The sequence below is a fragment of the Nocardioides scoriae genome (genome assembly GCF_900104965.1).
In the GTDB taxonomy this organism is placed as follows: domain Bacteria; phylum Actinomycetota; class Actinomycetes; order Propionibacteriales; family Nocardioidaceae; genus Marmoricola; species Marmoricola scoriae.
This window is the reverse complement of the sequence record NZ_LT629757.1, coordinates 3,557,334-3,577,912: the sequence shown is the minus strand read 5'-3', so window position 1 is coordinate 3,577,912 and position 20,579 is coordinate 3,557,334. Positions and strand designations below refer to the sequence as shown.

At 74.0% G+C, this 20,579-nt stretch carries 20 protein-coding genes and 1 riboswitch; of the genes, 8 read left to right on the top strand and 12 right to left on the bottom strand.

Translation table 11 applies throughout. The features are described 5' to 3' along the window. Positions 1-2 precede the first annotated feature (2 nt). The 9 genes from BLU55_RS16945 to BLU55_RS16905 form a co-directional block, all read right to left on the bottom strand. The gene (locus tag BLU55_RS16945) at positions 3-821 is read right to left on the bottom strand and encodes an SGNH/GDSL hydrolase family protein (protein ID WP_197681028.1); all 819 of its coding nucleotides are present in this window, start codon (positions 819-821) and stop codon (positions 3-5) included. 91 nt (positions 822-912) lie between these two features. After that, positions 913-1,842, bottom strand: a complete 930-nt coding sequence (locus BLU55_RS16940; protein WP_091732145.1) for an ATP-grasp domain-containing protein — start codon at positions 1,840-1,842, stop codon at positions 913-915. Positions 1,843-1,851: 9 nt separating this feature from the next. Next, positions 1,852-2,328: an OsmC family protein gene (locus BLU55_RS16935; protein ID WP_091732142.1), complete on the bottom strand. Its 477-nt coding sequence runs from the start codon at positions 2,326-2,328 to the stop codon at positions 1,852-1,854. Between the two features lie 9 nt (positions 2,329-2,337). Further along, positions 2,338-2,805 carry a PPOX class F420-dependent oxidoreductase gene (locus BLU55_RS16930; protein WP_091732139.1) on the bottom strand — a complete coding sequence of 156 codons (468 nt, stop codon included), beginning with the start codon at positions 2,803-2,805 and terminating at the stop codon, positions 2,338-2,340. Positions 2,806-2,852: 47 nt separating this feature from the next. Then, the gene (locus BLU55_RS16925) at positions 2,853-3,128 is read right to left on the bottom strand and encodes a MoaD/ThiS family protein (protein ID WP_091732138.1); all 276 of its coding nucleotides are present in this window, start codon (positions 3,126-3,128) and stop codon (positions 2,853-2,855) included. A 34-nt stretch (positions 3,129-3,162) separates the two neighbouring features. Further along, a complete protein-coding gene (thrC, locus tag BLU55_RS16920) occupies positions 3,163-4,425 on the bottom strand; it encodes a threonine synthase (RefSeq protein ID WP_091734141.1) in 1,263 nt (420 codons plus the stop codon). Between the two features lie 52 nt (positions 4,426-4,477). Further along, a riboswitch (SAM riboswitch) is annotated at positions 4,478-4,618 on the bottom strand. A 96-nt stretch (positions 4,619-4,714) separates the two neighbouring features. Continuing rightward, a complete protein-coding gene (otsB, locus tag BLU55_RS16915) occupies positions 4,715-5,560 on the bottom strand; it encodes a trehalose-phosphatase (RefSeq protein ID WP_091732135.1) in 846 nt (281 codons plus the stop codon). 76 nt (positions 5,561-5,636) lie between these two features. Then, complete coding sequence (locus BLU55_RS16910) at positions 5,637-6,155, bottom strand: LytR C-terminal domain-containing protein (protein WP_091732132.1); 519 nt, start codon at positions 6,153-6,155, stop codon at positions 5,637-5,639. A gap of 2 nt (positions 6,156-6,157) precedes the next feature. Then, positions 6,158-6,460 carry a DUF3263 domain-containing protein gene (locus BLU55_RS16905; protein ID WP_091732130.1) on the bottom strand — a complete coding sequence of 101 codons (303 nt, stop codon included), beginning with the start codon at positions 6,458-6,460 and terminating at the stop codon, positions 6,158-6,160. Between the two features lie 121 nt (positions 6,461-6,581). Between BLU55_RS16905 and BLU55_RS16900 the strand changes: the two genes are divergently transcribed. After that, positions 6,582-7,613 (top strand): Gfo/Idh/MocA family protein, encoded by a 1,032-nt coding sequence (locus BLU55_RS16900; RefSeq protein ID WP_091732126.1) that lies wholly within the window; start codon positions 6,582-6,584, stop codon positions 7,611-7,613. Positions 7,614-7,677: 64 nt separating this feature from the next. Next, positions 7,678-9,132: an alpha,alpha-trehalose-phosphate synthase (UDP-forming) gene (locus BLU55_RS16895; RefSeq protein WP_091732124.1), complete on the top strand. Its 1,455-nt coding sequence runs from the start codon at positions 7,678-7,680 to the stop codon at positions 9,130-9,132. A gap of 630 nt (positions 9,133-9,762) precedes the next feature. On the opposite strand, the gene BLU55_RS16890 is transcribed toward BLU55_RS16895, so the two are convergent. Beyond that, positions 9,763-11,388: an FMN-binding glutamate synthase family protein gene (locus BLU55_RS16890; protein ID WP_091732121.1), complete on the bottom strand. Its 1,626-nt coding sequence runs from the start codon at positions 11,386-11,388 to the stop codon at positions 9,763-9,765. A 98-nt stretch (positions 11,389-11,486) separates the two neighbouring features. Between BLU55_RS16890 and BLU55_RS16885 the strand changes: the two genes are divergently transcribed. Both BLU55_RS16885 and BLU55_RS16880 read left to right on the top strand, forming a co-directional pair. After that, positions 11,487-12,782: an alpha/beta fold hydrolase gene (locus BLU55_RS16885; RefSeq protein ID WP_091732118.1), complete on the top strand. Its 1,296-nt coding sequence runs from the start codon at positions 11,487-11,489 to the stop codon at positions 12,780-12,782. 46 nt (positions 12,783-12,828) lie between these two features. After that, positions 12,829-13,719 (top strand): SGNH/GDSL hydrolase family protein, encoded by an 891-nt coding sequence (locus BLU55_RS16880; protein ID WP_091732115.1) that lies wholly within the window; start codon positions 12,829-12,831, stop codon positions 13,717-13,719. Between the two features lie 37 nt (positions 13,720-13,756). Here the strand turns inward: BLU55_RS16880 and BLU55_RS16875 are convergent, their stop codons facing one another. Then, the gene (locus BLU55_RS16875; protein WP_091732112.1) at positions 13,757-14,527 is read right to left on the bottom strand and encodes a potassium channel family protein; all 771 of its coding nucleotides are present in this window, start codon (positions 14,525-14,527) and stop codon (positions 13,757-13,759) included. Between the two features lie 50 nt (positions 14,528-14,577). Beyond that, complete coding sequence (locus BLU55_RS16870; protein ID WP_091732111.1) at positions 14,578-15,852, bottom strand: SLC13 family permease; 1,275 nt, start codon at positions 15,850-15,852, stop codon at positions 14,578-14,580. Between the two features lie 142 nt (positions 15,853-15,994). Between BLU55_RS16870 and BLU55_RS16865 the strand changes: the two genes are divergently transcribed. The 4 genes from BLU55_RS16865 (at position 15,995) to BLU55_RS16850 (ending at position 20,548) form a co-directional block, all read left to right on the top strand. Continuing rightward, positions 15,995-17,353, top strand: a complete 1,359-nt coding sequence (locus BLU55_RS16865) for an MFS transporter (RefSeq protein WP_091732108.1) — start codon at positions 15,995-15,997, stop codon at positions 17,351-17,353. Further along, positions 17,346-18,785, top strand: a complete 1,440-nt coding sequence (locus BLU55_RS16860) for a pyridoxal phosphate-dependent decarboxylase family protein (protein ID WP_197681027.1) — start codon at positions 17,346-17,348, stop codon at positions 18,783-18,785. Before BLU55_RS16865 ends, BLU55_RS16860 begins: the two co-directional genes overlap by 8 nt. A 125-nt stretch (positions 18,786-18,910) precedes the next feature. After that, positions 18,911-19,729: an alpha/beta fold hydrolase gene (locus BLU55_RS16855; RefSeq protein ID WP_197681026.1), complete on the top strand. Its 819-nt coding sequence runs from the start codon at positions 18,911-18,913 to the stop codon at positions 19,727-19,729. 126 nt (positions 19,730-19,855) lie between these two features. Then, positions 19,856-20,548, top strand: a complete 693-nt coding sequence (locus BLU55_RS16850; RefSeq protein ID WP_091732106.1) for a uracil-DNA glycosylase — start codon at positions 19,856-19,858, stop codon at positions 20,546-20,548. Positions 20,549-20,579: the final 31 nt, after the last annotated feature.

Genomic DNA, 20,579 nt, shown 5'->3' with positions numbered 1-20,579 from the left:
GCTCACGATGTCGTTGTGAGGGGCAACTGTCCAGTCCCTGTGACCGCGTCCACCAGCCGCGGGAGCAGCGCGCGGGCCGCGTGGCGGTAGCCCAGCGACGAGGGGTGGAACCCGTCGAGGCTGAACATCAGGTCGGGATCGCGGCGGAAGTGGTCGCCCACCGCGTCCGACAGCGAGACCACCGAGGCGCCCAGCGGCAGCACCGCACGGGCCTGGGCCAGGGCCAGCTGGCGGGAGGCCCGGCCGGCCAGGGTCCGCAGCGGCTGCGGCACGGGGCGGAGCACCCCGAGGTCGGGGCAGGTGCCGACCACGACGTGGGCGCCGCGGCGCTGCAGCTCGGCGACGCACGCGACCAGGTGCGCCACCGACGTGGCCACCGGCACCCGGTGCGTGACGTCGTTGCCGCCCACCACGACCACCGCCAGGTCCGGGCGGTACGCCGCCGGCAGCGCCGCGAGCTGGGCCGCCAGCGCGCTGCTCTCGGAGCCGACCACGGCCGCGGTCCGCAGCCGCACGGCCCGCCCGGTGCGCTTGGCCAGCTTGCGCGCGAGCCGGGCCCCGAGGGTGTCGCGCGGCCGCTCCGCGCCCAGGCCGGCGGCGATGGAGTCACCGAGGACGACCAGCTCGAGGCGGTCGCCGCGCTTCTTGCGCCAGGTCCGGTCGGCGGCGAGCGCCTGCTCCCCCAGCGGCTTGCCGATCAGGGTCCGGGCGGTGGCCGCCTGGCGGTCGAGCAGCCCGCGACCACCGGCCGCGGCGCCCCCGAGCAGGCCGAGGACACCGGCCCCGAGCAGGGCGGCGAGCGCGGGGCGGCGTACGTCCACGCCTCTACTGCACCGGGGCGGTGCGACCGGCACGGGAACGGCGGCCGACCCCAGGCTGAACGGCGGCGGTCGGACCGGGCCCGGCGGTGCGTCAGTGCTGCGCCGCGTCGGCCACCCGCCGGGCCACCAGGGCGGCGAAGGCGGTGGCGTTGCCGGGCAGCACGTCGAGGTAGAGGCTCGGCTCGGTCACCTCGAGCTCGCTGACCGCGAGCCGGCCGTCGGCCAGGCGCATCTGGTCGACCCGGGCGTAGTCGAGCCGCTCCCCGAGCAGCGACTCCGCCGCGGCGACGGCCGCGAGCGCGACCTCGGCGGCCTCGGCGGTGACCTCGGCGGCGACGGTGGAGCCGCCGTACTGCTGGTGGACGCGGATCTCGTCGCCCGCGGGCACCTTGCGCGCCTGCGACACGACCTCGCCGTCGAGGACGAAGACCGAGGTCTCGCCCTCGGTGCGGATCGAGTCGACCAGCGGCTGCACCACCCACGGTCCGGGGCCGAGCTCGGCCTCGTCGAGGCCCGACGGGCCGCCGTCGAGGCCGTCGAAGACGACCACGCCGCGACCACCGGCACCGACGCGCGGCTTCACGACGGCCCGTGGCGCCTCGGCGGGCGAGACCTCCGCGATGGCGGCCGGCAGCGCCGACTCGTCGGAGACCAGCAGGGTGGGCACCACGGCCGCCCCGGCCTGCTCCAGGAGCGGCAGGTAGGCCTTGTCGGTGTTCCAGGTGAAGGTGGACGCCGAGTTGAGCAGCCACGGCAGCCGGTGCGCCCAGGAGAGGAACTCCTCGCGACGGGTCTCGTAGTCCCAGGTGGAGCGCACGGCGACGACGCCCTGCGACCAGTCCACGTCGGCGTCGTCCCAGACCACCCAGCGGGCGCGCAGGCCCACGGCCTCCAGGGCCGGGACGAGCAGGTGGGTGCCGGTCCACTCCTCCCCGCCGGGGAGGGCGGCGCACGTGGCGAGCAGGACCTCCGGGCGGACGGGCAGGGCGGTGTCGGCGGTGACGGCGGTGTCGTCGGGCACGGTCCGACCCTAGGCGGGCGCGGTCGCGACGCGGGTGACGGGCTCGTGGCGCACCGGGAAGGACACCGAGGAGGCGATGAAGCAGGCGGCGGCCGCCTCGGCGTGGATCTCGGTGGCCAGGCCGACGTGGGCGGCGTCGGCGACGGTGACCACCGGGCGCAGCACCACCTCGGTGAAGCGGCCTCCGATGCCGTGCTGCTCCATCGAGCCGCTGGCGTCGTCGCGGTAGTCGGTCACCACCACCCCGTGGGTGACCGCGACGTGGAGGTAGGACAGCAGGTGGCACTGCGAGAGGGCGGCCAGGAGCAGCTCCTCGGGGTTCCAGCGCTCGGGGTCGCCGCGGAACGGCCGGTCGGCGGACCCCTGGAGGTCGGGCTTGCCCGACGACCGCAGGGTCACGTCGCGGGCGTAGTCGCGGTAGCCGCTGGTGCCGGTGCCGCGGTTGCCCGTCCAGGTCGTGGCGAGCCGGTAGTGGTGGGTGGCCACCGCGCCTCCTCAGTCGTCGGCGTGCTCGGGCGGGAAGCCGCCCGTCGCGATCGGTCCCCACCGCTCGATGGTGACCCGGACCAGCGACTTGCCCTGCTTCTGCATGGCGTCGCGGTACTCGTCCCAGTCGGGGTGCTCACCGGAGATGCTGCGGAAGTAGTCGACCAGGGGCTCCCGCGCCTCCGGCATGTCGATCACCTCGGCGGTGCCGTCGAGCTGCACCCACGGCCCGTCCCAGTCGTCGCTCTGGATCATCACCGTGGTGCGGGGGTCACGGCGCAGGTTGGCGACCTTGGCCCGCTTCGGGTACGTCGAGATGACGACCCGGCCCTCCTCGTCGACCCCGCACGTGACCGGCGACAGCTGGGGGCTGCCGTCCTGGCGCGTGGTCACGAGCACGGCGCGGTGGCGCGGGCGGACGAAGTCGAGCAGCTCGTCGCGCTCGACGCGGTCGTTGGTGGCGATCTTGCGAGGCATGGGCGCCAGTGTGCCGGACGCCGGTGACCGCCGCCGGACAGGTCGGCTCAGCCGCCGGCGACGGCCGGGATGATGCTGATCTGGGTGCCGTCGGGCGTGGGGCTCTTCAGCCCCTCGAGGAAGCGCACGTCGTCGTTGCCGACGTAGACGTTGACGAAGCGGCGCAGCGCGCCGTTGTCGTCGAGCACGCGGGCGCGGATGCCGGTGTGGTGCGCCTCGAGGTCGTCGAGCACCTCGGCCAGGGTCGCGCCGTCGGCGCTGACCTCCGAGTCGCCACCGGTGTAGGTGCGCAGGATGGTGGGGATGCGGACGCTGACGCTCATGCGAGGGCTCCTCGGGGGTCGCTGGGTGCGGGGGTCAGAGGACGCCGCTGCCGGTGAAGGCGGCGTACGACGGCTCGATGGTCGCGGCCGGGCCGACCTGGTCGCTGATCGCGTCGAGGGTCTTCAGGCCCATGCCGGTGTTGATCACCACGGTGTCCAGGGTGGGGTCGAGCTGCCCGGTGTCGACCAGCTTCTTGAGCACGCCGATCGTGGTGCCGCCCGCGGTCTCGGTGAAGATGCCCTCGTGGCGGGCCAGCAGCAGGATGCCCGCGCGGACCTCGTCGTCGGTGATGTCCTCGACGGCACCGCCGGTCTCGCGGCAGATGTCGAGCACGTAGATGCCGTCAGCCGGGTTGCCGATAGCCAGGCTCTTGGCGATCGTGTCGGGCTTGACCGGGCGGATGGCGTCGGTGCCGGCCTTGTAGGCGACCGAGACGGGCGAGCAGCCGGTGGCCTGCGCACCGAAGACGCGGTAGGGCTTGTCCTCGACCAGGCCGAGGGAGATGAGCTCCTGGAAGGCCTTGTGCACCTTGGTCAGCTGCGAGCCCGAGGCGACGGGGATGACGATCTGGTCGGGGAGCCGCCAGCCGAGCTGCTCGGCGATCTCGTAGCCGAGCGTCTTGGAGCCCTCGGCGTAGAAGGGGCGCACGTTGACGTTGACGAACGCCCAGCCCTCCTCCTCGCCGGCGATCTCCGAGGCGAGCCGGTTGACGTCGTCGTAGTTGCCGTTCACGGCGACCAGCGAGTCGGTGTAGACGGCCGAGTTGACCTGCTTCGGCTTCTCGAGGTTGCTGGGGATGAACACCACCGTGCGGATGCCGGCCCGGGCGCCCGCGGCGGCGACGGCGTTGGCCAGGTTGCCGGTGGAGGGGCAGGCGAAGACCTTGCTGTGGAACTCCACGGCGGCGCTCAGCGCGCACGCCACCACCCGGTCCTTGAAGGAGTTGGTGGGGTTGGTCGAGTCGTCCTTGACCCACAGGTGGTCGATGCCGAGCTCGCGGCCGAGGTTGTCGGCCTTGAGCAGGCGGGTGAAGCCGGGCTCCATGTTGCGGCTCTGCTCGATGTCGTCGGGCACCGGCAGCAGCGCCTTGTAGCGCCAGATGTTGCGGGGGCCGGCCTCGATCTGCTCGCGGGTGACGGCCGGGAAGGCGTAGGCGACCTCGAGCGGCCCGAAGCACTCCGGACAGGCGTAGTGGGGACCCAGCGCGACCTGGTGGCCGCACTCGCGGCAGGCCAGCCCGGTGGCGTTGCCGAAGGCTCCCTCGCGCAGTCCGTCGCCGGGCGTGGCGTCGGCGATCTCGGGTGCTGCGGGACTGCTGGCGTCGGTGACGATGCTCAAGGAGGCCTCCTTCTCATCTTCCCCGGGCCGACTCTCGGCGCGGGACGGATGTAGCACCACTTCCGCACGCGGGTCCGATGACGTCGGAGGTCTCGTGCGGCGGTTGCCGGGGCTTCAGCGGGCCGTGTCCCTCTGCCCCTCTCGATGAGCTGTGCGTCAGCCTAGGAGCCGGGCCCGGGACTCCCCACATCCGTCCCGACATGTGGGACGTGCGTCTCGCGATGCGGGACGTGCTGCCCTGTGCAGGTCAGACGCGGGCGTCGCGGATGTCGGCCGTGAGCTCGCGCAGCGCCTCCAGGATGCCGCCGGGTCCCGCCACGACGACGTCGGCGCGGTCGGCGAGGACGTTCTCCTCCTCCGAGGCCGAGCACAGCAGCAGGCCGGGCATCCCCTGCCCGCGCAGCTCCTCGACGGCCTTGAACGCCTCGACGTCGCCGAGGTCGTCACCGCCGAACACCACGGCCCTCGCCCCGAGCTCGGCCACCAGCCGGTGCACCGAGGCGCCCTTGTGCATGCCGTGCGCACGCACCTCGATCACCGAGCGCCCGGGCTCGACATCGAGGTCGTGGGCGCGCGCCTGCTCGGTCAGCAGCGGGAGCAGCCGCTCGTACGCCGCCTCCGGGTCCTCGAGCCGGCGGGTGTGGACCGCGACGGCGAGCCCCTTCTCCTCGATCCAGGCGTCCCCCGCGTCCGCGCGGCGCAGCAGCCGCGGCAGCCCGCTGGTGAAGGTGGCCAGGCCGCGGGGCGGCTTGGGCGAGATCACCCGCCGCTCGACCGAGGTCCAGCGCTCGTTGCCGTACTGGCCGAGCACGAACAGCTCGCGGCCGTGGTCGCCGATCTCGTTGCCGACCTCCTCGAGGCCGCCGAGGGCGAGCACCTGGCGGGCGGGGCGTCCGGTGACCACGGCCACCGCGCGGACCTGCTCGGCGAGGTCGACCAGGACCTGCGGGGCGTCGGGGTGGATGTGGGCGTTCTCGGGGTCGTCGACGATCGGCGCCAGGGTGCCGTCGAAGTCCAGCCCGACGACGAGGTCGGAGGCGGCCCGGACCACCGCGGCGTACTGCTGCTCACCGGCGACCGAGCTGAAGTCCATGCGGCCATGGTCCCAGCCGCGGCGAGCGGTTGTCGAAGCAGGTGCCCACGCCCGGGCGCGGGCCCGACGGGGTGGGTCAGCTGTAGTCGTCGGTGAGGATGACCGTGAGGCGGTCGAACTGCATGGGCTCCTCGGACGGCTTGAGCCGGGTGATGCCCAGGTCGCGGCCCAGGGCCTCGGCGGCCTGCTTGAGCCGCGGCGGGTAGTAGACGCTGGTGCCGTCGACGGTGCCGTACCAGTTGTCGGAGCCCACGACGTTCCAGCCGGCGACCTTGGCCTTCTCGGCGACCGTGCCGGCCAGGCCGGCGGTGCGGGTGTTGTTGAAGACCACGACGTAGGTCTCGGCCGGCTTCACCGGCGTCGGCTTCCTGGTCAGCGGCGCGGTCGAGGGGGCGACGGTGGCGCTGGGCGAGGGCGTCGCGCTCGGGGTGCTGCGCACGGCGGTGGCCTGGTCGGGGCGGACCTCGTCGGGGTCGTTGGCCAGGTAGACCAGGCCGGCCATGGCGACCGCCGAGATGCACAGCGCGAGCAGGCGCGTGGACAGCACGACGCCGCGCTCGTCGCGGGAGCGAGGGGCACGAGGGGGAAGGGACATGCTCACTCCGAGACGTCGAAGCCGAGGCGGCGGGCCGACCGCTGCCGCTGGCGGGTGGCGCGCAGCCGGCGGAGGCGACGCACGAGCAGGGGGTCGTGGGCCAGCGCCTCGGGACGGTCGATGAGGGCGTTGAGCACCTGGTAGTAGCGCGTCGAGGACATGTCGAAGTTGTCGCGGACGGCCTGCTCCTTGGCGCCGGCGTACTTCCACCACTGCCGCTCGAAGTCCAGCATCGCGGCGTCGCGCTCGCTGATCTCCCGGGCGCCCTCGGGCTCGGAGCTGCTGTGAGCGGGGCTGGCGACCATGTGGGACTCCTCGGTCGGACGCGGGCGAGACGGTGCCGAGACGGGGTCGGCGCCGCCCAGTGTAGGCGAGGAACTACACGGGTGTCATTCGTGCGCGCAGGTGGGTCGCTACGGTGCTCGCATGACCACGACGCACGGCGAGACCATCGGCTGGGGCGTGCTCGCCCCCGGGCGCATCGCCCGCAACTTCGTCAAGGACCTGCTGCTGCTCCCCGACGCCCGCCTGGTCGCCAGCGGCTCGCGGTCGCTGGAGCGGGCCCAGGCCTTCGCCGACGAGTTCGGCGGCCGTGCCCACGGCAGCTACGCGGAGCTGGTGGCCGACCCCGAGGTCGACGTCGTCTACGTCGCCTCCCCCCACGCCTTCCACGAGGAGCACGTGATGCTGGCGCTCGACGCCGGCAAGGCCGTGCTGTGCGAGAAGGCGATGACGCTCGACGCCGCGTCCACCCAGCGGCTCTTCGACGCCGCCGCCGAGCGCGGGCTGTTCCTCATGGAGGCCATGTGGATGGCCACCAACCCGCTGGTCCGCAAGGTCTGCGCGCTGCTCGGCACCCCCGAGGAGCCGGGCCCGTACGGCGTGCCGAAGCAGGTCCACGCCGACCTGGGCTTCGTCGTCGACCGGGACCCCTCCGACCGGCTGCTGGACCCCGCGCAGGGCGGCGGCGCGCTGCTCGACATGGGCGTCTACCCGCTCACCTTCGCCCACCTGGTGCTCGGGGAGCCCGAGCGCGTGGTCGGCGTGGGGGCGCTCTCCGAGCGCGGGATCGACCTCGACGTGTCGATCGCCGGGCTCTACCCCCACGGGGCGACGGCTGCCCTGTCGTCCTCGCTCACCTCCAACTCGACCCGGTCGGCGACGATCGCCACGACCACCGGCTCCTTCGAGCTCGGTCGCAACTTCCACTCCCCCACGCGGGTCCGCTGGACGGCGTACGACGGGAAGACGGAGCTCGAGGGCCGCTGGATCGAGCTCGTGCCCGGGGAGGACGAGGCCCTGGTCGGACGCGGCTACGGCAACGAGGCGATGGAGGTGCACCGCTGCCTGCGCGCCGGCGCCACCACCAGCGCCCTGGTGCCGCCGGAGCAGACGGTGTCGCTGATGCGCCAGATGGACGACCTGCTCGCGCAGCTGGGCGTGCGCTACGACCGCTGAGGCCCCCGCGGGGGACCGCCCGCACCGCTGATCGGTGTCCGCCGCCCCGGGTACTGTCCCCGGCGTGAGCAGATCCAGCACCCAGCAGTCCAGCGCCGCGGATCTCCTCGTCGTCGCCAACCGGCTCCCCGTCGACCAGGTCGTCGAGGCCGACGGCAGCACCTCGTGGCGACCCTCCCCCGGTGGCCTCGTCTCGGCCCTGGCGCCGGTGATGCGCCGCAACCAGGGCGCCTGGATCGGCTGGCCCGGCAACGCCGGCGAGGAGATGGAGCCCTTCGAGGAGGACGGCCTCACCCTGGTGCCGGTGGCGCTCTCCGAGGAGGAGGTCGCGGAGTTCTACGAGGGCTTCTCCAACGACACCCTGTGGCCGCTCTACCACGACCTCGCGGCCAAGCCGTCCTTCCACCGCGAGTGGTGGGACTCCTACGTCCGGGTCAACCAGCGCTTCGCCGACGCGGCCGCCGCCAACGCCGCCGAGGGCGCGACCGTGTGGGTGCAGGACTACCAGCTGCAGCTCGTGCCGGCCATGCTGCGCGAGCTGCGCCCCGACCTGCGGATCGGGTTCTACCTCCACATCCCCTTCCCCCCGGCCGAGCTGTTCTCCCAGCTGCCGTGGCGCCGCCAGATCCTCGAGGGCCTGCTCGGCGCCGACCTGGTCGGCTTCCAGCTCTCCGGGGCGGCGCAGAACTTCGTGCGCCTGGTGCGCCAGCGGGTGGGCCACAAGACCCACCGCGACACCGTCTACCTGCCCGACGGCCGCGTGGTGCGGGCTCGGGCCTTCCCGATCTCCATCGACACCGAGGGCTTCGAGGAGCTCGCCGCCTCCGAGGAGGTCCAGGCCCGGGCCGCGGAGATCCGCCGCGACCTCGGCAACCCCCGGACGCTGTTCCTCGGCATCGACCGGCTCGACTACACCAAGGGCATCCACGCCCGGCTGCGCGCCTTCAGCGAGCTGATCGCCGACGGCCACCTCGACGTCGAGGACGCCGTGTTCGTCCAGGTCGCGACGCCCTCGCGCGAGCGCGTCGACCAGTACCGCCAGCTCCGCGACGACATCGACCAGCTCGTGGGCCGCGTCAACGGCGACCTCGGCCGGATCGGCCGCCCCGCGATCTCCTACCTGCACTCCTCGTTCCCCCGCGAGGAGATGGCGGCGCTCTACCGCGCCGCCGACGTCATGGTCGTCACGCCCTTCCGCGACGGCATGAACCTCGTCGCCAAGGAGTACGTCGCCTGCCGCCTCGACGGCGACGGCGCCCTGGTCCTCTCGGAGTTCGCCGGCGCCGCCGACGAGCTGCGCCAGGCCTACCTGGTCAACCCCTACGACATCAACGGCATGAAGGCCACCATGCTCGAGGCCTCCCGGGCCCAGCCCAAGGAGGTCGCCCGCCGGATGCGCGCGATGCGCAAGACCGTCTCCGAGCACGACGTCTCCCACTGGGCCTCCACCTTCCTGACCTCCCTGGCCGGCGACCCCGAGTCCCACACCAAGCAGACCCACCCCGCCGAGGAGTCCTAGCCGCGCCGTCCCCTCCCCTTCGAGACGGGCGCCAGGGCGTCCTCCTCGGGGAACGACGGCCGACCGGTCGCCCCGGATGGCGGGTGGGGCCGTCTCAGGGGCCGTCTCAGGGGCCGGTCGGGCCCGCTCTCCCGAACGCCCGGCACCTCGGCGACGGCGTGTCGCGTGCCGGGTGGTCGGACAGCTCACGAGACGGGCCCGAACCGCCTCGCTGGCTGGAGCAAGGCCGCCAGGCCGGCACCACATCGCTGGCTGAGGAGGGCCGCCCGGCCCGTCTCGACGCCCCGTCCCCCGCCTGTCCGCGGATCCCACTCACCAGGTGCGTGCGATCCGCGGACCTGACGACACCGGCCCTTCGAGACGGGCGCCAGGGCGCCCTCCTCAGGGACCGAGCGAGGCGACTGCCGCCAGGGCGCCCTCCTCAGGGACCGGACACCACTTCGCTGGCTGAGGAGGGCCGCCAGGCCCGTCTCGAAGCCCCCAGACGCGTCACCACCCCTTCGAGACGGGCGCCAGGGCGCCCTCCTCAGGGACCGAGCGAGGCGACTGCCGCCAGGGCGCCCTCCTCAGGGACCGAGCGAGGCGACTGCCGCCGGGGCGCCCTGCTCCGGGACCGAGGGCCGCCCGGCCTCAGCCGGGGGTGGTGAAGGTGGTGGGGCCGAGGTCCTTCTCGCCCTCGCCCTGCTCGGCGGAGGTGCGCTCCCGGGGGGCGGACTCGCTGGAGCGGGACTCGGCGTGCTGGCCGTCGGGGGCCATCAGGGTGGTGATCGACGCGGCCAGCCCGGGGCCGAGGCGACCCCAGCCGTCGCGGTAGCCGTAGACCTCGCGCAGCGAGCGGGCCTGGAAGTCGCCGACCAGGACGTCGACGTCGTCGACGGTGACGAGACCGGGGTGGGCGACGCCGACGGACTCGCTCACCTTGACCATCTCGGCGCGGAAGGTGCGCAGGTACTGCGCGCAGCGCTCCCCCTTGCTCACCGGCTCGAGGCCGCGGGTGAGCCAGGCGTTCTGCGTGGCGACGCCGGTGGGGCAGTGGTCGGTGTGGCACTTCTGCGACTGGATGCAGCCGATGGCCAGCATCGCCTCGCGGCCGACGTTGACCAGGTCGGCGCCCAGGGCGAAGGCGACGGTCGCGTTCTCGGGCAGGCCGAGCTTGCCCGACCCGGTGAAGACGACGTCGTCGGTGAGGCCGGCCTCGGCGAAGGCGGCGTACACCCGGGAGAAGCCGAGCCGGAAGGGCAGCGCGATGGAGTCGGCGAAGACCCGGGGCGCCGCTCCCGTGCCGCCCTCGCCGCCGTCGACGGTCACGAAGTCGACGCCGCGATCGCCGCGCGCCATCAGCCGGGTCAGCTCGTGCCAGAACCCCAGCTCGCCGACCGCCGACTTGATGCCCACCGGCAGCCCGGTCGCGTCGGCGACCAGCTCCACGAAGTCGAGCAGGCCGTCCTCGTCGGTGAAGGCCGTGTGGCGGGCCGGGCTGGCGCAGTCCTGGCCCATCGGGATGCCGCGGATCTCGGAGATCTCGCGGCTCACCTTGCCCGCCGGCAGCAGCCCCCCGAGCCCGGGCTTGGCGCCCTGTGAGAGCTTGACCTCGATCGCGCGCACCGGGTGCTGGGCGACCAGGTCGACGAGCCGGGCGAGGTCGAAGCGGCCGTCGTCGGTGCGGCAGCCGAAGTACGCCGTGCCCAGCTGCAGCACCAGCTCGCCGCCCTGCTGGTGGTACGGCGAGAGGCCGCCCTCGCCCGTGTTGTGCAGGCAGCCCGCCTCCTTCGCGCCCCGGTTGAGCGCGGTGACCGCGGCACCGGACAGGGCGCCGTAGCTCATCCCCGAGATGTTGACCACCGACGCCGGCCGGAACGCCTGCGCCCGGCCGCGCGGACCGCCGAGCACCTTGGCGCAGGGCAGCCCGGCGCGGCCGTGGTCGGCGGGCAGCGACTCGGGGAAGGTGCGGTGCTTGACGATGGCGTAGCCCGAGGTGTGCTCGACGTCGTTGTCGGTGCCGAACCCGGAGTAGTTGTCCTCCTGCTTGGCCGAGGCGTAGACCCAGGCCCGCTGGTCGCGGCTGAAGGGCCGCTCCTCGTCGTTGCTGGTGACGATGTACTGCCGCAGCTCGGGGCCGATCGTCTCGAGCAGGTAGCGGGCGTGGGCCACCACGGGGAAGTTGCGCAGCAGCGCGTGGCGCTTCTGCGTGAGGTCGCGGACGGCGACGGCACCGAGCGCGAGGCCCGCCCCACCGAGGACACGGGTCAGCTTCATGGCCCCTGCCTACTCCCCCGCGCCGCGGGCTGTCCATGAGGCGGACCCGGGTCGGCGAGACGACCGCCCGGCGGGCGACCGGCCGGTAACCTCCGGTCATGGACTTGATCCCGAAGCCGGACCAGGTCGCCTCGGCCGCCAGCAACGTCGCCCACAAGGTGCTCTACGGCGGTCTCGCCGACCTGCGCCCGATGCCGCGCACCCTCATCGACGACGGTCCGCTGCGCGAGGTCTACCACTACCGCCCGCAGAAGACGACGCGCGAGTCCGGCGACCCGGTGCTGCTGGTGACGCCGCTGGCCGCCCCGGCGATCTGCTTCGACCTGCGACGGGGCTGCTCGCTGGTGGAGCACCTCGTGCAGCAGGGCCGGCGCACCTACCTGGTCGAGTACGGCCAGATCTCGTTCAAGAACCGCGGCCTCGGCATCGAGCACTGGGTCGAGGAGGTCATCCCCGAGGCGGTCAAGGCGGTCTCCGAGCACGCGGGCGGACGCCCCGTGCACCTGGTCGGCTGGAGCCTGGGCGGCATCTTCGCCACCCTCGTGGCCGCCGACCGCGCGGACCTCCCGATCGCCTCCCTCACCGTGCTGGGCTCGCCCTTCGACGTCGAGAAGGTGCCGCTGGTGGCGCCGCTGCGCCCGATCCTCAAGCTCACCGACGGCGGCCTGGTGACCCGGCTCTACCGCCTCCTGGGCGGCGCTCCGCGCCCGCTCGTGCGCCGGGCCTTCCAGCTGTCCTCGGGCACCAAGCTGGTCACCAAGCCGATCGCCACGCTCCAGCACCTCGACGACACCGAGTGGCTGGCCCAGATCGAGGCGGTCGACCGCTTCACCGCCAACATGATCGCCTACCCCGGCCGCAGCTTCGGGCAGCTCTACCACCGGATGCTGAAGAACAACCAGCTGCTCACCGGCCGGGTCCAGGTCGGCGACCGCGAGGTCGCCGTGGCCGACGTGACCGCGCCGGTGCTGGTCTTCGCCGGCAACACCGACGGCATCGCGCCCATCAACGCCGTGCGGGCGCTGATCGGCCTGCTCACCAGCGCCCCCGAGGTCCGCTTCGAGATCGTCCCCGGCGGCCACCTCGGCATGCTGACCGGCCGCGCGGCCCGCACCACCACCTGGGTCGTGCTCGACGAGTGGCTCGACGAGCACGCGACCCCCGACGCCCCGCCCCGGCCCGCCCGGAAGACGGCCCGGAAGAAGACCACCGCGAAGAAGACCACTGCCGAGAAGGCCACCACCAAGAAGGCCGCCACCAAGAAGGCCGCCACCAAGAAGGCCGCCACCAAGAAGCCGGCGTCCTCGGGCGCCCCCGACCGCACCGCCATCGGCTCCAACCCCGACCGTCGCTTCGCCTCGGCCAGCTCGCGCAACCTGGCGCGCAAGCCCTGAGCCAGCTGCCGACCCCGCCACCGACGCAGCCGTCGACCCCGCACCCGTGACCGACACCCCCGCGGGCCCCGGCCGCTCGGGCACCCTCGTGCGCACCGCCCTGGTGGTGCTGGTGGTCGTGCTCGCCGGCCTCGCCGCGCTGGCCGGCGCGCCCGGACCGCCGGCGCCGACGTACGCCCGCTACGTCGCGCTGGGCGACTCCTTCACCGCGGCGCCGTTCGTGCCGGTGAGCGACATCGCCTACGGCTGCTACCGCAGCACCAACAACTACCCCCACCTGGTCGCCCGCGAGCTGCGCATCGACGACCTGCGCGACCGCTCCTGCAGCGGGGCGCAGACGGCCGACCTCACGGGCTCGCAGCGCACCGCGCGCGGCATGGCGGTGCGGCCGCAGCTGGAGGCGCTCACGCCCGAGACCGACCTGGTGACGATGGGCATCGGCGCCAACAACTACCGGCTCTACGCGCGGCTCGCGACCGTCTGCCGCAAGCTGACGACCATCTGCCCGCTCGACGACCAGCGGGCGCTGTTCGGCGCGATCCTCGACCGGCTGCGCCCCGCCCTGGTCGCCAGCATCGAGCAGGTGCGGGAGCGCGCGCCACGGGCCCGCGTGCTGCTCGTGAGCTACCCGCAGCTGCTGCCCGACCGCGGCGACTGCGCGAAGCTGCCGCGGATGCGGCCCCAGGACCGCGAGACCTTCCGCGACGTCAACCGCCGCCTCGTCGAGGAGATGGCGGCGGCGGCCGACGAGGCCGGGGTCGAGTTCGTCGACTACTACACCGCCAGCCACGGCCACGACATCTGCTCGGCCCGGCCGTGGGTCCAGGGCCGCGTCGGCAACGCCCGCCAGGCCGCGGCGCTGCACCCGCTGCCCGCCGGCCAGGAGGCCGTGGCGCAGCTGGTCGCGGCGCGGCTGCGCACCCCGCTCGAGCGCTGAGGACGGTTCGGGGGCACGGGCCCCGACCGCGCGGAGCTCAGGCCGGCGGGCCGCCCGAGCCGGCGCGCCCCCGCTGCGCCAGCTCCTCGCGCAGCCGGCGCACCTCCTCGCGCAAGGCCTGGACGTCGGTGGCGGTGGCCGGGGCGTTGCCGTGCTCGAGGTCCTCCTGCTCGCCCTCGTCCTCGACCCGCTCGACCAGCCACGAGGCGATGCCGGCCGTCACCGTGCCGAGGACGCCGATGCCGGCGAGCATCAGCAGTCCCGCGACGACGCGACCGGTGGTGGTGACGGGGTAGAGGTCGCCGTACCCGACCGTGGTGACGGTCTCCAGCGACCACCACAGCGCGTCGCCGTAGGTCTGGATCGGGCCCGTCGACCCGCGCTCGGCGTCGAGCACGGCCAGCGAGCCGGTGAACACGATCAGCGTCACGGACGCGGCGACGTAGAGCCCCACCCGCCCGCGCAGCGAGCCCCGGCCGACCCGGTCGAGCAGCGTCAGCAGCGACAGCAGCCGCAGCAGCCGCAGCGGGCGGAAGATCGGCAGCGCCGCGGCCGCCAGGTCGAGCGGGTGGTGGCGCAGGAAGGCCCACCGGTCGCGGGCGAGCAGCAGCCGGGTGACGAACTCGCCGGTGAGCACCACCCAGGTGAGCGTCACGACGGTGGACAGCGAGCGCTTGACGCCCCGCGAGAGCTCGGGGTCCAGGATCGGCCAGGCGTACGCCGCCACGAAGACCAGCGAGACGACGACCAGCGGCCACTGGACCCGTCGGTCCCACCCCTGCTCGGAGGGTCGTCGCAGGGTCGCCATGGCCAGTGATTGTGGCACCCGTCGGGGCGGCCACACCGACTGCGACGCGCTCAGGCCAGGGAGGCCGGCGCCAGGAAGGTCAGCCAGGCCAGGCCGGGGCCCGCGACGACCACCACGCCGGCGTACCCGAGCATCCGGCGGTACATCGCGTCGCGGTCGACCTCGGGCACGTTGGCCAGCACCAGGGCGCCGTTGGTGGAGAACGGGCTGACGTCGACCACCGTGGCCGCCACCGCCAGCGCGACGGTGAAGGCGATCGGGCTGACCGACCCCTGCTCGAGGAACGGCACGGCGAGCGCGACGGCGACGCCGATGATGCCCAGCGAGGACGCCACCGCCGAGGTCACCCCCGCGAGGTAGCACAGCAGCAACACCGCGAGCAGGGGGGCGCCGATGCTGGTGATCGCCTCGCTGACGTAGTCGACGGCGCCCGCGGTCTCCAGCACGTTGATGTAGGTGAGGATGCCGCAGATGAGCAGCATCACCGACCAGCTGACGCCGTCGAGCGCCCGCTTGGAGTCGGCCGGCGCGAGCAGCGCGAACAGGGCGCCGATGCTGAGGGCCACGACACCCGTGTCGAGGTCGGTGGCGACCGAGAGCACGGCCAGCAGCAGCAGGCCGGCCAGGGTCAGCGCCTGGTAGGCACCGAGCCGCTGCGGGCCCGACGCCGGCGCCCCGTCACCCGGCTGGTCACCCGAGGCCAGCGCCTCGGTGTCGACCCGGCGGCCGAGCAGCTCGCGGCCGCCCAGGAAGACGTAGACGAGCACGCCGATGACGAGGTTGAACGCGAAGGGGCCGAGGAACAGGGGGAGCGGCGAGATCGGCAGGTCCTGCCCGCGGAGGTAGCCCGCGATGAAGCTGCCGTAGACGCTGATCGGCGAGAACGCCCCGGCCAGCGCCCCGTGCACGACCATCAGCCCCATCATCAGCTGGTCGATGGCGTAGCGACGGGCGAAGGGGATGGCCAGCGGCGCCACGATGGCGACCGCGAACAGGGCGCCGACCGAGATCAGCGCCGCGGTGAGGACGAAGAAGATCCAGGGGGCGGCCGCGACCCGGCCGCGCACCAGCCGCATCCCAGCCGCCACGATCCAGTCGATCGTGCCGTTGTGCTGCGCGAAGCCGAACATGAAGGTGAGCCCGACCAGGATCAGGAAGATGTCGGCGGGGAAGCCCGCCAGGACGTCGGCCTGCGACATGCCCGCGGCGCCCAGGCCGACGGCGAAGGCCGCGGTCAGCGCGAGCACGCCCATGTTGACGGAGCGGGACGTGGCGACCACGAAGATCACCGCGAGGACGACGATGGACAGGACTGCTGCGGACACGGGATCGGCCTCCTGGGCCCCCGGCGGCGGCCGGGGTCGTCGGGTTGCGGGTCGCGGCTGTGCTCACGTCCCGGGGACGGGCTCAGGTCGTGGGTACCACGGACCGGGTGCCGCCGCGGGCCGCGCGCACTAGATTGCCGCCATGCGGACCGAGGTGCTGTCGACCCGGACCCGCATCGGCTACGGCCTCGGCTCCGTGGCGACCGGCACCTTCGGGACCGTGCCCGGGCTGATGCTGCTGCCCTATCTGACCGACACCCTGGGGGTGGGCGCGGCGCTCGCCGCCGTGGTGGTCTTCGCGCCCAAGGCCTGGGACGTCGTGCTCAACCCGGTCGCCGGGCGGGTCACCGACCGCACCGTCGACCCGCGCGGGGCGCGCCGGCCCTGGCTGCTGCGGGCAGGCCTGTCGATGGCGGCCTGCTTCGCGCTCGTCTTCGCCGGGCCCGACCTGGGGTCCACCGGCCTGGAGGTCGCATGGGTGCTGGTGGCGTACGTCGCGTGCGCGACGGCGTACGCCTTCTTCCAGGTGCCCTACGTCGCGATGCCCGCCGAGATCACCGACTCCTACGACGAGCGGACCCGGCTGATGACGTGGCGGGTGGCGATCCTGGCGCTGGCGATCATGGCCAGCGGGGCGTCCGCTCCGGCGGTGGTCAACGCCCTGGAGGGCCGCACGGGCTACCGCGTGATGGGCCTGCTGGTGGCGGTGCTGCTGGTGGTCGGTGTCGTCGGGGCGTACGCCGGCACCCGCTCGGCACCCGTCGGCCGGGTCGGCCCGGGCACCGGCACCCTGCGCGACCAGCTGCGGGTGGTGGCCGGCGCCCGCGACTTCCGGCTGCTCCTGACGACCTTCGTGGTGCAGGCCCTGGCCGTGGGCGCGATGCTCGCCGGGGTGGCGTACGTCGCCCGCTGGGTGCTGGTCGACCGCTCCGCCGCGACCCTGCTCTTCGTCTGCTTCGTCGGCCCGGCGCTGCTGCTGACCCCCGCCTGGGCCGCGCTCGGGCGCCGGGTCGGCAAGCGCCGGGGCTACGAGCTGTCCTCGCTGGTGCTGGCGCTCGCCGCGCTGGTGCTCGTCGGCGCCGGGCACGTCCCCGTCGCGCTGGTGTACGCCGCGACGGCCCTGGTCGGAGTGGGGTACGCCGGCGTCCAGGTCTTCCCGCTCGCGATGCTGGCCGACGCGGCCGCCGTCGACGCCGCCCGCACCGGCGAGAACCGCACCGGCGTCTACACCGGCGTGTGGACCGCCGGTGAGACGCTCGGCCTCGCGCTCGGACCTGCGGTGTACGCCGGCGTGCTGGCGCTGGGCGGCTACGTCTCCACCGACCAGCCGGCCGACTGGATGACCCAGCTCCAGCCCGGCTCGGCCGTCACCGCGATCACCCTGGGGTTCTCCCTGCTCCCCGCCGCGCTGGTGCTGCTCAGCCTGCTGCCGCTGCGCGGCTACGCCCTCGACGCGGCGACCGTCGTCGTGTCCGCCCGACCGGAGGACCGACGTGGATGACGTGCTGGCGCGGCTGCGCGCGATGCAGGCGGCCGACGTGCCGGTGACCGGGGGCCGCACGCTGGCCTACGTCTACGACTCCGGGCTCGAGGAGGCCGACCGGGTCGGGCGCGCGGCCGTGGCGGCGTACGCCGGGAGCAACGGGCTGGACCCGACCGCCTTCCCCAGCCTGCTGCGGATGGAGAACGAGCTGGTCGGGGTGACCTGCGACCTGCTCGACGCGCCGCCGAGCACGGTCGGCACCATCACCTCGGGCGGCACCGAGTCGGTCCTGCTGGCCGTGCAGTCGGCCCGCGACGCCCACCCGGAGGTCGAGCGGCCGCGGATGGTGCTGCCCTCCACCGCGCACGCCGCCTTCCACAAGGCGGCCCACTACTTCGGCGTCGAGGTCGTCACGGTCGCCGTCGGCGAGGACTTCCGGGCCCGTCCCGACGCCACCGCCGCGGCGATCGACGACCGCACCGTGCTCGTGGTGGCCAGCGCCCCGTCGTACGCCCACGGCGTGGTCGACCCCGTGGGGCCGATCGCGGCCGCGGCCGCCGCGCGCGGAGTCCGCTGCCACGTCGACGCCTGCATCGGCGGCTGGGTGCTGCCGTACGCCGCCCGGCTGGGGCGGGCGGTCACACCCTGGACCTTCGCGGTCGACGGCGTCACGAGCATCTCGGTCGACCTGCACAAGTACGCCTACGCCCCCAAGGGCACCTCGGTGCTGCTGCACCGCACCGCGGAGCTGCGTCGGCCGCAGTACTTCGCCAGCGCCCGCTGGCCCGGCTACACGATGCTGAACCCCACGATGCAGTCGACCAGGTCGGGCGGCCCGCTGGCCGGCGCCTGGGCCGTGGTGAGCACCATCGGCGACGCGGGCTACCTCGCGCTGACCGCGCAGGTGCTCGACGGCGTCGACCGGCTGGTGGCGGGCGTCGCCGGCATCGAGGGCCTGCGGGTGGTCGCGCGCCCCGACTCGACGCTGGTCGCGCTGGCCACCGACGCGAGCTGCGACGTCTTCACGATCACCGACGCCATGACGCGGGCCGGCTGGTGGGTGCAGCCGCAGCTGTCCCACGACGGCCGGCCGCCGACGGTGCACCTGTCGCTGAGCGCCGCCACCGCCCCCCACGTGGAGGAGTTCCTCGAGGCGCTCCGCGCGGCCACCGCGGCGGCGGTCGCCTCCGGCCCGGTGGTGGTCGACGCCGAGGTGGTCGCCTTCGTGCGGGCGCTCGACCCCGCCCAGCTCGGGGAGGACGACTTCGACGGGCTGCTCGCGGCGGTGGGCATGGCGGGCGACGGCTCGGAGCTCCCGACCGAGATGGCCGAGGTCAACGCGCTGCTCGACCTGGCCTCCCCCGACCTGCGCGAGGCGCTGCTGAGCCGCTTCCTCGACCGGCTGCAGCGTCCGCTGCGCGGGGTGGCGGCCGAGCCGCCCACCGGGTGACGACTGGTTGAACGTCGTACGACTTCTGGGGCGAGGCGTTAGTCCCGCGGGGGCGCGGGGTACGACCAGGACCGCGGTGCACACGTGTGCCGGTCCACGACCCCCCTCGGAGAAAAGGTGATGACGTGCCCCAGGTGACTGCCAACGGGATCTCGCTCAACTACGACGACACCGGCGGTGACGGGCGCCCCGTCGTCCTCATCCACGGCTGGCCGCTCAGCGGCGCCTCGTGGTCCGAGCAGGTGCCGGCCTTCGCCGAGGCCGGCCACCGCGTGATCACCTACGACCGCCGTGGCTTCGGTGACTCCGACAAGCCCGGCTCGGGCCACGACTACGACACGTTCGCCGCGGACCTCGCCGGTCTCCTCGAGGCCCTCGACCTGCGGGACGTGGCCCTGGTCGGGTTCTCGATGGGCGGCGGCGAGATCGCCCGCTACATCGGCACCTTCGGCGAGGACCGGGTGCGCGCCGCCGTCTTCGCGGCCGCCGTCCCGCCGTACCTGCTCAAGACCGACGACAACCCCGAGGGCGGCCTCGCCCCCGAGGACGTCGAGGGCATGCAGCAGGGCGCCCGCGACGACCGCGAGGGCTTCCTCGACGGCTTCACCACCGACTTCTTCTCCTCCGGCGGCGAGCTGAAGGTGACCGAGGAGCAGCGCCAGGAGGCGCTGGCCCTGGAGGCCAAGGCCGAGGACCGGGCGCTGGTCGACTGCATCGCGGCGTTCGGCACCACCGACTTCCGCGCCGACCTGGCCAAGGTCACCGTGCCGACGCTGGTCATCCACGGCGACGGCGACGCCACGGTGCCGTTCGAGGTCTCCGGCGAGCGCACGGCCAGGGCCGTCGCCGGCGCCCGGCTGCACGTGGTGCAGGACGGCCCGCACGGCTTCAACGTGAGCCACGCGGAGGAGTTCAACCGCGAGGTGCTGGCCTTCCTGGCCTGAGCACCACCACGACGCCCGGACCTCCGCCAGGTCCGGGACACCGGGCCGGTGGCCCTGGGAGCCCCTTGGGAGGGAGCCCAGGCCGCCGGCCCGTCCTGGTGTCCGGCCACCTCCTAGGCTGGCGCGATGAGCACCCTGGCGTCCCTGACCGAGCGCGGCCTCGTCGCCGCCGACTGGGCCGAGGCGCTGGCACCGGTCGAGGAGCAGATCGCCCGGATGGGCGGGTTCCTGCGCGACGAGCTGGCTGCGGGGCGCGGCTACCTGCCCGCCGGCGACCACGTGCTGCGCGCCTTCCAGCGACCCCTCGCCGAGGTCAAGGTGCTGGTCGTGGGGCAGGACCCCTACCCGACGCCCGGCCACCCCGTGGGGCTGAGCTTCTCCGTCGCGCCGGGCGTGGCGCCGCCCAGGAGCCTGGTCAACATCTACCGCGAGCTGGTCGACGACCTCGGCGTCGCCCAGCCCACCACCGGCGACCTCTCCCCGTGGGCCGACGCCGGCGTGATGCTGCTCAACCGCTGCCTGACCGTGACGCCGGGCGCCGCCGCCTCCCACCGGGGCCGCGGCTGGGAGCCGGTGACCGACCAGGCGATCCGGGTGCTCGCGGCCCGGGCCGAGGCGGGCGCCCCGCTGAGCGCCATCCTGTGGGGCCGCGACGCGCAGTCGCTCAAGCCCGAGCTGCGCCCGGTCCCCTGGGTCGAGTCGGCCCACCCGAGCCCGCTCTCGGCCCACCGCGGCTTCTTCGGGTCCCGGCCGTTCAGCCGGGTCGACCGGCTGCTCGAGGAGCAGGGCGGCACCCCGGTGGACTGGCGTCTGCCCTGATCAGGGCCTACACTTGAATCCTCAAGTGTGA

Bases quoted from the DNA above. Each gene is read 5' to 3' on its own strand.
- BLU55_RS16930 (WP_091732139.1), bottom strand. From the start codon at position 2,805: ATGCCTCGCAAGATCGCCACCAACGACCGCGTCGAGCGCGACGAGCTG.
- BLU55_RS16925 (WP_091732138.1), bottom strand. From the start codon at position 3,128: ATGAGCGTCAGCGTCCGCATCCCCACCATCCTGCGCACCTACACCGGT.
- otsB (WP_091732135.1), bottom strand. From the start codon at position 5,560: ATGGACTTCAGCTCGGTCGCCGGTGAGCAGCAGTACGCCGCGGTGGTC.
- BLU55_RS16910 (WP_091732132.1), bottom strand. From the start codon at position 6,155: ATGTCCCTTCCCCCTCGTGCCCCTCGCTCCCGCGACGAGCGCGGCGTC.
- BLU55_RS16905 (WP_091732130.1), bottom strand. From the start codon at position 6,460: ATGGTCGCCAGCCCCGCTCACAGCAGCTCCGAGCCCGAGGGCGCCCGG.
- BLU55_RS16900 (WP_091732126.1), top strand. From the start codon at position 6,582: ATGACCACGACGCACGGCGAGACCATCGGCTGGGGCGTGCTCGCCCCC.
- BLU55_RS16890 (WP_091732121.1), bottom strand. From the start codon at position 11,388: ATGAAGCTGACCCGTGTCCTCGGTGGGGCGGGCCTCGCGCTCGGTGCC.
- BLU55_RS16885 (WP_091732118.1), top strand. From the start codon at position 11,487: ATGGACTTGATCCCGAAGCCGGACCAGGTCGCCTCGGCCGCCAGCAAC.
- BLU55_RS16875 (WP_091732112.1), bottom strand. From the start codon at position 14,527: ATGGCGACCCTGCGACGACCCTCCGAGCAGGGGTGGGACCGACGGGTC.
- BLU55_RS16865 (WP_091732108.1), top strand. From the start codon at position 15,995: ATGCGGACCGAGGTGCTGTCGACCCGGACCCGCATCGGCTACGGCCTC.
- BLU55_RS16850 (WP_091732106.1), top strand. From the start codon at position 19,856: ATGAGCACCCTGGCGTCCCTGACCGAGCGCGGCCTCGTCGCCGCCGAC.